A 10,232-nucleotide genomic window follows, 5' to 3' on the forward strand; every position below is an offset into this window, starting at 1 on the left:
CTCATCAAATTAGTCCCCCCATAGAACCCCCTTGAGCCATCTTGCACACTTTTCTCTTTTTGTCAAATTTTATGTTAAGAAAGATGTGACTAATGGATAGCCTTATCAAGGGGAGGAATCTGACAATTTTTAACACCTACCTACTTAATTCATAATTCATAATTCATAATTCCCACTGATAACTTAGGAACTATGCAAACAATCTTTCAGCGCGTAGGCTACCTGTTGTTGTTCCTCGCAGCTTAAATCGGGGAACATAGGCAAAGATAACACTTTTTCACTGGCCAATTCAGCCATGGGTAAATCACCTTTTTTATAGCCTAAATACTGATAAACCGGCTGTAAATGTAGGGGAATCGGATAATAAACCATGGATAGGACATCTTTTTCCTGCAAAGCTGCCCGAATTTGGTCACGATTTTCCGTTAGGATTGTGTACTGATTCCAAACGTGCTTACCTCCGGCTAAAGCGGTAGGTAAAGTGATATTAGGCAAAGGTTGCAGTAATTCCCGATAACGTTGGGCAATCTCGATCCGTTGATTATTCCAAAAATCGAGATATTTTAGCTTAATTTGCAAAATAACCGCTTGAATGGCATCTAAGCGGCTATTGACACCGATTACCTCATGAAAATAACGCACCTTGCTCCCATGTTCTTTAACCATGCGAATTTGTGCCGCTAACTCGGGGTTATTGGTGGTAATTGCGCCACCATCGCCACAACCGCCTAAATTTTTGGTGGGAAAGAAGCTAAAACAGCCAATATCGCCGATACTCCCCACTTTCTGCCCATGCCATTCTGCTCCCGTTGCCTGCGCGCAATCCTCGATTACAAATAAATTATGGGAACGAGCGAAATTTACTACCTCAGACATATTGACAGATTGCCCAAAAAGGTGTACTGGGATAATCGCTTTAGTCTGGGGAGTAAGCGCTTTTTCCAACAGTGCCACATCGAGGTTAAAAGTATTAATATCGATATCGACAAAAACCGGCACTGCCCCGACTAAATTAATCGCTTCGGCGGTGGCAATAAACGAAAAAGTGGAAGTAATTACTTCATCCCCCGCTTGAATACCGAGGGAGCGCAGTGCCAGATAAAGGGCATCGGTTCCCGAATTACAGGCGACACAATCGCTAACACCATGATAGAGGGCAAATTGTCGTTCTAATTCGCTCACAGCTTCACCGCCAATATAGCGCCCAGAACGGAGGATTTCTAACACGGCATGGTTAGCTTCTTCGCTGATGACTTGGTATTGACGGGATAAATCGACGGGGGGAATTGTACTCACGCGCTTTCACTCAAAATTAGAGACTAATCGGGATTTGTTGGGGAAAAGAAGGAATAATTAGTCAAAAATAATTATAAACTTGCTATTTATAGATTAAGTATTGTTGTAATTTGTTTCTTTTATTTTTATGGATGGATTAGTAGAACTAAATCTGGTGGATTTGGGTTGGGCTTTGGGGATGATGGGTATTTGTTTAATCCTCTCCCGTTGGTCAAATTTAGCTCTAGAGGGCCAATTATTATTGGCGACCGGTCGATCGATCCTGCAATTATTAGTGGTAGGCTACGTTATCGCCTTTATTTTTTCCCTGGATAATCCTCTAGCCGTGCTGGGGATTTTGGCAGTAATGATGACTATCGCGACTATTGTTGCTAAAAATCGCATTGATAGCCGAGATAAAGGCTTATTACCCCTAGTTTTTGGCTCTTTATTGATTAGTAGCTGTCTAACTTTAGGTTATGCGATCGCTTTAATTATTCAACCAGAACAATGGTACTCACCCCAATACTTGATTCCCTTGACGGGGATGGTGTTAGGCAATGCCATGAATAGTGCCTCTTTAGCCGGGGAAAGATTAAGCAGTGCCATTAAAAGTCACCGTTTGGAAATCGAAACCCATCTTTGTTTAGGGGCAACCCCTCAACAAGCGATCGCATCTTACCAAAAAGCAGCGATTCGAGCTAGTTTAATACCCACCCTCAATCAGATGATGGTGGTGGGTTTAGTCAGTTTACCCGGAATGTTCACCGGACAGGTATTGGCAGGAAGTGAACCTTTAAACGCCGCTTCCTACCAGATACTGATCCTGTTTATGATTGCCCTAGCTAACCTAATCACCGCTCAATTGGTGACAGAGGGAATCTATCGGCGCTTTTTCGGTGAGAATTTATCACTTATCAGTTAACAGTTATCAGTTAGTCAGTTATCACTAACCACTCCTGACTCCTAATTAACGCCCACTGTTCACCGATTACAGTTGACTGATCACTGATTTAGCCTTTCCACTTGCTGGCAACGACTTCAGCGAGATCAACCACCCGTTGGGAGTAACCCCATTCGTTATCGTACCAAGCGATAACTTTCACCATATCGCCACCCATCACCATGGTGAGACTAGCATCAATGATCGAGGAGGCATCAACACCGCGATAATCAGAGGAAACGAGGGGTAAATCATTATATTCGAGAATTCCTTTTAAAGAATTTTCCGAAGCTTCTTTGAGGACTTCGTTTACCTGTTCCGCGATCGTGCTTTTTTCCACTTGCGCCACTAAATCCACCACAGAAACGTTAGGAGTGGGTACACGCAGAGCGATACCGTTAAGTTTCCCTTTCATGTCCGGGATAACTAAGGCTACAGCTTTAGCGGCACCGGTGGAGGTGGGAACGATGTTAACGGCGGCGGCGCGAGCGCGACGCAGATCCCGGTGACTAGCATCCAGAATCCGTTGATCACCAGTGTAACTGTGGGTGGTGGTCATCGTCCCTTTGATGATACCGAAGTTTTCGTGAATCACTTTGACGACAGGAGCAAGACAGTTGGTCGTACAACTGGCATTGCTGATGACATTGTATTTATCGTGTTCGTATTCGTGAGCGTTGACACCAACGACATAGGTTCCCACACCCGAACCTTTACCCGGTGCAGTAATGAGGACTTTTTTAGCTCCTGCGACAATATGCTTAGAAGCGCCCTCTTCATCAACGAAAACACCGGTAGCTTCGATCACTAAATCTACACCCCATTCTGCCCAGGGCAGATTGAGGGGATTGCGATCGGAATAACATTTAATAGTCTTACCGTTAACAATTAAAGAATTATCATCGGCATCGATATTAGCGTTAAGTTTGCCTAACATCGAGTCATACTTGAGCAGGTGAGCGTTACTCCGGGGATCGGATGTATCATTGATCCCCACTACTTCTAAGCCACTATTAGTCCGTCCTAACCAACATCTTAGGAAATTACGTCCAATCCGTCCGAAACCATTGATCGCTACTCTAATCACTGCTGCTTGCCCTCTACGTTCTAGTGCAATACATAAAAAAATAATTAATGTTCCCAATCATACCTTAAAGGTTGAACTTTACGATCCTGATCGAAAATAATTTATTACCTCAGCAATCCTATCGGGTTTAAATGAGAAAATTTAATTGATTAAAGCGATTTAAAGCCAAAATTAGCCTAAATAACCCCTAAAAGATTCTCATAACCCCATTCCCTCCTTAGCTGTCCGCCTTTTCGGTAATCAGATGTGAGTTTTCAGTTTACTGATTACTGATCACTTAAAGGTCCCCGCTCCTCTTATCCTCAAAAAAAACTCGTTTACTTTTCTGTAAACGAGTTCACTTTCCATGATACGATTAATAGTCCTTTGAGTTATTTGGCAACTGCTACCGGTGCTTTGACGGGCTGAGGCTGGGGCTGCAGATCGCGCAAGCTTGGGAAAAGGAAGTGGTTTTCCTCCACATATTGCGCTCCAAACAGTCCTTTTTCAGCCCAGAAATAGCGATCGGTTGTATGCTCGTTACGCTTAACAACCAATAAAGCTGGTGGGCTAATGCCTATAGCTTGAATATACTTACGCGCCGCAGTTACGGGTTTATCTTCGCCACTTTCAATACTATACTGGGGTACAAGTTCAAGTATCTTACGTCCTTCTTGACGACGGCGACTCTTACGTTTCCGTTTTCTGGCCAACCCAATTACCTCCTGTTTTGGCTAATCGTTGTAATGATAGTTACAAAAGCCGTAGCGATTATATCCCTTCTAGATCGAGAAATCAAGTGTCCCTTAGAAAGCCAATTACGGACAAGTTTGACCGGAAGCTAGACTGGGACTATGTTTAAGTTTTTCTGACAAAAACACAGCCCCAAATCCCGATACAAAACTTATTATTTTTAAACTTTTTTTAATATATACCGTGATCCACCCCGAAAACAGTGACCAAACCCTTATCCTAATTGCTTTTTACTGGCTGCACCCGACCCAAGGAGAGAGTCATTCTCTCCCCTGTCAACTGGGAAATAAAACTCGTAACCCTAGCTTTATCAAGGTTTTCTGATTTTTTACTTTTTACTTTCTTAGTATGCCCTTCTCCTCCCCCTCCCGGACTCCCCTGAGTGATGATTTTATTGCCCTGTGTCAGACACAGATGGAACTTTTGCGGGAGCAAATGGAAGCAGACAGAAGTGCGGTTTATTTAACTGAACCTTTATCGAGTAATTTAATTCCAGTCGTTGTTTATCCGCCTTTTAATCCCCCTTCTCCCCAAAAAAAGCGGCTTTCCTTGCAACCAGGGCAACCGGCGGCTGACTTGTTAACTGCGGTTAAGTTAGAAGATTTATCCCACCTCTGGAGTAATCAGGAGACCGTCAGCGGTCATCGCTTGTTTTTACCCTTAATGTATGAAGAGGGCATGATCGGATTATTGGTGACAACCAGAGAAAAACGACCTTGGCAAAGTTGGGAATTAACCCAGATGGCAAAAATCACCCAAACCCTCGCTTTAGCCTGTGTACTTGATCGCCAATTGGGAGAAGAACGTTATTATCGACAATGGCAACGTCAGCGCCTCGATACTTTTCTCCATCAAATCCGCAATCCCCTTACCGCTTTAAAAACCTTTGGTAAACTTCTACTCAAAAGGCTTTTAGCCGAAGAAGGTAACGATCCTGCCATTACCGGTATATTGAGGGAAAGCGATCGAGTTCGGGACTTAATTGCCGAATTTGAGGCACAAATTCAGCAAGAAAGCGAAAATTACCCCACCGTCGATATTCCTCTCCTGCAAGCGCAATCTTCCCCCACCACCTTTCTCTTGCCTGCTGGCAGCAGCCAACTAACTCCGATCGATCTCCATGATATTCTCGATCCGCTGCTCCTTTCGGCCCAGGCTGTAGCCAAAGAGAGAAATCTCAGTCTAGAAACGATTCACGGGGAAGACATACCACTTATTCGGGCCAATATCCCCGGTTTGCGGGAAGTATTCAGCAATTTAATTGATAATGCTCTCAAATATACTCCTGCTGGCGGAAAAGTCACCGTCGAGGTGCAGAATGTTAAGAATAGTGTAGAAATTGTTTTTAAAGACACGGGTTATGGTATAGCGAGGAGTGATCAAGAAAGAATTTTTCAACGTCACTACCGGGGAGTGCAAGCAGGGGGAGATATACCTGGTACGGGATTGGGTTTAGCGATCGCCAAAGAATTAATTACCAGCATGGGGGGGACGATTGAATTTATCAGTCCTAATCCCGATCCAACAAGTTCCCCTTACCCCGGCACGGTTTTTCGGGTTAGTATGCCAGTTATAGCCGATGATCACCTCAGTGAAGAAAGCTGATCTGGCCGTAAAATCTGCCTATTTTCTTGATCGGGAGATTATGGGGGCGATCGGTTAAAATATATAGAAAATATCAGTGTCACTGGTAACTTGGCCGTGAAGCAAAGAATTGACTAATTATGTCGATGATCGAACAATTGGAACCCGCTAATAAGGCTGATGTGTTAGTATATATGCCCTACTATGCCAAGGACAAACATAGTATCTTGCCCTATGCGATCGCTTTGTATCAAGGAGGATCTTTAGAAGGTCGTCGTCCCATAGAAAATAGCGAAGGGATTCCCTTTGTGGCCTCTTGGTATGTATCAAAATTGCCCTCGGAATTGACCCGTTGTCGTTTACAATTTGAAGGACAGGCCGACCTAAGCTATGAGATGACGATTCTTAACGCCGAGTTGATCGAATATCTCATCGGTGCAATTAAAACCTTTAAGCAGCTAGGTTCGGCCGACTTTTCGCAGGGATTTTATCGGAAACTGCTGCAATTTGAATGATAAAAGTCGGGATTTTACGGGTTAAAAGGAGCAAATCGTGGCCAAATCAGCCAAATCTATACTTATCTCTTCCCTGGAACCCCTCAGTGGTAAATCGGGAACTGTCGTCGGTTTAGCGCATCTCTTGCGACAAAAAGGACTAGAGATAAGTTACGGCAAACCAGTGGGCAATTGTCCGGGCTACGTCGATGGGCAATTGGTCGATGAGGATGTAGAATTTATTCGGCAATTATTAGAATTATCCCCTGAGCAGCTGCGTTTACCCCTGATCTATACTGATGCGGATTCCGTTGCTAAACGTTTACAAGGTGTAGATCAACAGAACTACGGCAATATTCTTGCTGGTTATCTCGATCGAGTTAACAGTGATATTATCCTCCTCGAAGGGCCGGGGACTCTCTGGGAAGGCAGTATTTTTCAGTTATCGATGGGGGAGATGGCCAAAATTCTCCAGACTCCAATCCTATTGGTGGCCCGCTATAGTTCTCCCCTAATTGCCGAGAGTCTGCTGAAAGCAAGAGAGGAATTAAATAATCAGCTGCTGGGGGTAGTGATTAGTGATATCCCGGAAGATGATTGGGAGGAAGTACAATCTCTCCTGAAACCCTATTTGTCCCGCCAAGGAGTGGAAGTTTTAGGACTGTTACCTGCTAGTAAATTATTGCGTAGTATTAGTGTTCGGGAAATTGTCCATCTTTTGGGGGCCAAAGTATTATGTCGTCCCGATCGTTTAGATTGGATGGTAGAAAGTTTAGCGATCGGGGCGATGAATGTCAACGCCGCTTTAGAATATTTTCGCAAGGGGGAAAATATGGCCGTGATCACGGGCGGCGATCGCACAGACCTCCAGTTAGCTGCCCTAGAAACTTCTACCACCTGTTTGATCTTAACTGGTTCTATCTCTCCAGATCCCCTAATTTTGGGACGGGCCGAGGATTTAGAAGTACCGATTCTCTCGGTAAATTTAGATACTCTCAGTACCGTGGAAATCGTCGATCAGGCCTTCGGGAAAATTCGCTTACAGGAACAGGTAAAAGTCGCTTGTATTCGCGAATTAATGGGGGAACATTTCCAAATCGATCGCCTGTTAGAAAAGTTAACAATAGGGGCGTAATTTCTCCCCTGCTGCCCAGAATTTCATGGGAAATCACTTCATGAGTCTATCATCCTCCCCTGTGTCATCTCCGGTCAAAGAAAATGACTGGAGCTTATTATTAAGATTACTTCCCTACGCAAAAAAGCAAAAAGCCCTGCTATTTTGGTCATTAATACTTCTTTTTCCCCTATCTCTGACGGGGGCGATCCAACCCTTAATTATCGGTCAAGCGGTTTCCCTTTTGCAAAAGGAACAAACCTGGGGGTTTTTGTCTCAAATGCCCTTAACAGCAGCCATTAATACCCTAATTATTATCCTGTCGGTTTCGATTATTTTACGACTGATTTTAGGGACAACACAAGGTTATCTAGTGCAGAAAGTCGGTCAGTCAATTACTGCTAATGTCCGGGAAGATTTATTTAGTCATGTTACTTCCCTTTCCTCTAGTTTTTTTGATCGCTCTCCCGTGGGACGTTTAGTCACTCGTTTAACCAGCGATGTGGAAGCATTAGGAGAAGTTTTTGCTAGTGGGGCGATCGGAGTTGTCAGTGATCTGGTCAATATTTTAGTTATTATCCTCACCATGTTTACCCTGCAATGGCAATTAGCTCTATTGTTGGTGTTGATGTTATTTCCTGTCACTGCTTTAATTATCTTTTTTCAAAAACAATATCGCAGGGCTAACTATCAGGTACGCGAGCAATTATCAAAACTTAATGCCCAATTACAGGAAAATGTAGTCGGAGTTAATATTGTTCAATTATTTCGCCGCGAACGCTTTAACGCTGAAATGTTTCGCAATATCAATACTCAGTATCGTCGCTCCCTAGATAAAACAATTTTTTATGATTCGGCCGTCTCAGCTACGTTGGAATGGATCGGATTAATTGCCGTGGCAGGAGTATTATGGTTAGGGGGTATTTTTATTCTCCAAAAAACCATTGATTTTGGGGTTTTATCGGCTTTTATTTTATTCTCCCAACGTCTCTTTAATCCCCTGCGTCAGTTTGCCGAAAAATTTACCATGTTTCAATCGGGTTTTACTGCTATTGAACGCATTGGGGAATTAATGAGTATTCCCATTGAAATTACTGATTCTAACAATTATAAAGAGATTTCTTTCCCAGCAAAACTTAAAACTGGCGAGATTATTTTTGAAAATGTTTGGTTTGGTTATAAACCAGATGAATATATTATCAAAGGTCTCAATTTTACCATTAATCCGGGGGAAAAAGTCGCTTTAGTCGGTCCCACTGGTGCGGGAAAAAGTTCGATTATTCGTCTTCTCTGTCGTCTTTACGAACCAAGTAAGGGCAGAATTCTAGTGGATGGTATCGATATCCGTTATCTTCCCCAAGCGGAATTAAGACGTTATATCGGTGTGATTCTCCAAGAAACTTTTCTCTTTGCTGGAGATGTGACTCGCAATATTACTTTAGGAGAAAATTATGATTTTGAGCAGGTGAAGGCAGCGGCTAAATTAACTAATATCGATCACTTTATCGAGGAGTTACCGGATGGTTATCATACTCTTTTACGCGAACGGGGCGCAAATTTGTCGGGAGGACAAAAACAATTACTCGCTTTTGCGAGAGTCGCTATTCGTAACCCTGAAATTTTAGTTTTAGATGAAGCTACTGCTAGTTTAGACGTGGGGACAGAAGTATTAATTCAAGAAGCTTTAGAACAGATTTTAGTCGATCGTACTGCTATTATTATCGCCCATCGTCTCTCCACTATTCGCAATGTCGATCGAATTCTTGTCCTGAAACGCGGGGAATTAGTCGAATCGGGAACCCATGAAGATTTATTAACCAAAGACGGCCTCTACGCTAGTTTATCGAAAATTTGGGTTTAAAAGCCTGAAGTTCCAGCATTTGTCTTAAATTTTCCCATTCTTTTGCAAATAATCGACTAATGCCCATAATCCTAAGCGATAACTTTCGGCCCCAAAACCGCTAATCTGTCCGATGGCTATATCGGCAATGTAGGAATGATGACGAAAAGACTCGCGTTTGTAAATATTGCTTAAGTGTACTTCCACACAGGCGATTTTTGTGCCTAAGAGTGCGTCGCGGATGGCGATACTGGTATGAGTATAAGCTGCTGCATTAATCAAAATACCGTTATGCTGACCCCATGCTTGCTGAATCCAGTCCACTAATTGCCCTTCCTGATTGGACTGGTGCGCGGTTAAATTCACCCCTAAACGGGTGGCTTCTTCACTTAAAAACTGGTTAATCGCTTCTAAATTGATGTTACCGTAGAGATTCGGCTCTCTTTTCCCCAATAGGTTTAAATTCGGTCCGTGTAAAACCAGAATGCTTAGTTTATTCACCACTGTCTTCCCTATCATCACCAGAATTAATCTTATCTCGATCAGGGATTATTGCCTATCAACAGCATTTTTGCCGTTAGGGTAATCAGACTAAATCCAGTTATTATAGCGTTTTTCAGTCTGCTGAGGTACAAAAGTTATGGGTTTTAGGCACTCATGCAAGAGGCAAAAGGCTAAGGGGAAGAAAAACAGGTGTACCTCACTAGCTTAGGAAACGCTATAAAAACTGATTATTTATTCTCCGTTTTGCAGGAGTGCCTCTCCTGATATGTAGCCCATACTCAACGGATTTAGTATTGCTTGCGATTCTATCACTCAATCCAAGCTTTTGGGGGGTGGAACCCCCCAAACCCCGAAGCGCATTAGTTTTTCGGTGGGATGCTTACACGCAGCTGCTGATACATCTGTAATAATTTGAGAGTCATTCCCCTTGCAGCAGTGCCTTTCCTGATATGTAATACCATTTCTCTAAATGAAAACTACACATCGAATTTAAGTCACCCTTTTTAAGGGGGATTTAGGGGGATTAAATTTCTGTAGTCAGACTTTGGAGAATTGGTATAAGTTAAACTTATCACACAGAACCTAGAAGAGCCCAGAGAGGGGAGAGGAGAATAAATAAAAATAATCTCCTGAATCCCGACTCCTGAATCCTGATAACT

Annotated in this window: 9 protein-coding genes; 5 read left to right on the top strand and 4 right to left on the bottom strand. The window is 43.1% G+C overall.

Annotation, left to right across the window (positions count from 1 at the left end; genetic code table 11):
• Positions 1-183: 183 nt before the first annotated feature.
• A complete protein-coding gene (locus tag H6G40_RS21780) occupies positions 184-1,296 on the bottom strand; it encodes a DegT/DnrJ/EryC1/StrS family aminotransferase (protein ID WP_002734534.1) in 1,113 nt (370 codons plus the stop codon).
• A gap of 127 nt (positions 1,297-1,423) precedes the next feature.
• Between H6G40_RS21780 and H6G40_RS21785 the strand changes: the two genes are divergently transcribed.
• Entirely contained in the window at positions 1,424-2,200 is a 777-nt protein-coding gene (locus H6G40_RS21785) for an ABC transporter permease (protein WP_002734326.1), read from the top strand.
• A gap of 88 nt (positions 2,201-2,288) precedes the next feature.
• Here H6G40_RS21785 and H6G40_RS21790 read toward each other — a convergent pair whose 3' ends face one another.
• Complete coding sequence (locus H6G40_RS21790; protein WP_002731954.1) at positions 2,289-3,305, bottom strand: type I glyceraldehyde-3-phosphate dehydrogenase; 1,017 nt, start codon at positions 3,303-3,305, stop codon at positions 2,289-2,291.
• 371 nt (positions 3,306-3,676) lie between these two features.
• Positions 3,677-3,997, bottom strand: coding sequence for a DUF3155 domain-containing protein (locus H6G40_RS21795; protein ID WP_002732265.1), 321 nt, complete (start codon positions 3,995-3,997; stop codon positions 3,677-3,679).
• A gap of 388 nt (positions 3,998-4,385) precedes the next feature.
• Here H6G40_RS21795 and H6G40_RS21800 point away from each other — a divergent pair, with 388 nt between their 5' ends.
• The 4 genes from H6G40_RS21800 (at position 4,386) to H6G40_RS21815 (ending at position 9,090) form a co-directional block, all read left to right on the top strand.
• Positions 4,386-5,642: a GAF domain-containing sensor histidine kinase gene (locus tag H6G40_RS21800; protein ID WP_069475418.1), complete on the top strand. Its 1,257-nt coding sequence runs from the start codon at positions 4,386-4,388 to the stop codon at positions 5,640-5,642.
• A 119-nt stretch (positions 5,643-5,761) separates the two neighbouring features.
• Positions 5,762-6,136, top strand: coding sequence for a type IV pilus biogenesis protein EbsA (gene ebsA, locus H6G40_RS21805; protein ID WP_069475419.1), 375 nt, complete (start codon positions 5,762-5,764; stop codon positions 6,134-6,136).
• Positions 6,137-6,173: 37 nt separating this feature from the next.
• Entirely contained in the window at positions 6,174-7,250 is a 1,077-nt protein-coding gene (locus tag H6G40_RS21810; RefSeq protein WP_002731691.1) for a phosphotransacetylase family protein, read from the top strand.
• 40 nt (positions 7,251-7,290) lie between these two features.
• A complete protein-coding gene (locus H6G40_RS21815; RefSeq protein ID WP_069475420.1) occupies positions 7,291-9,090 on the top strand; it encodes an ABC transporter ATP-binding protein in 1,800 nt (599 codons plus the stop codon).
• 24 nt (positions 9,091-9,114) lie between these two features.
• Here the strand turns inward: H6G40_RS21815 and aroQ are convergent, their stop codons facing one another.
• On the bottom strand, positions 9,115-9,570 hold the full coding sequence (gene aroQ / locus H6G40_RS21820; protein ID WP_002734113.1) for a type II 3-dehydroquinate dehydratase: 456 nt from the start codon (positions 9,568-9,570) through the stop codon (positions 9,115-9,117).
• Positions 9,571-10,232: the final 662 nt, after the last annotated feature.

Origin of the sequence: Microcystis viridis FACHB-1342 (assembly GCF_014698335.1) — a bacterium.
In the GTDB taxonomy this organism is placed as follows: domain Bacteria; phylum Cyanobacteriota; class Cyanobacteriia; order Cyanobacteriales; family Microcystaceae; genus Microcystis; species Microcystis ichthyoblabe_A.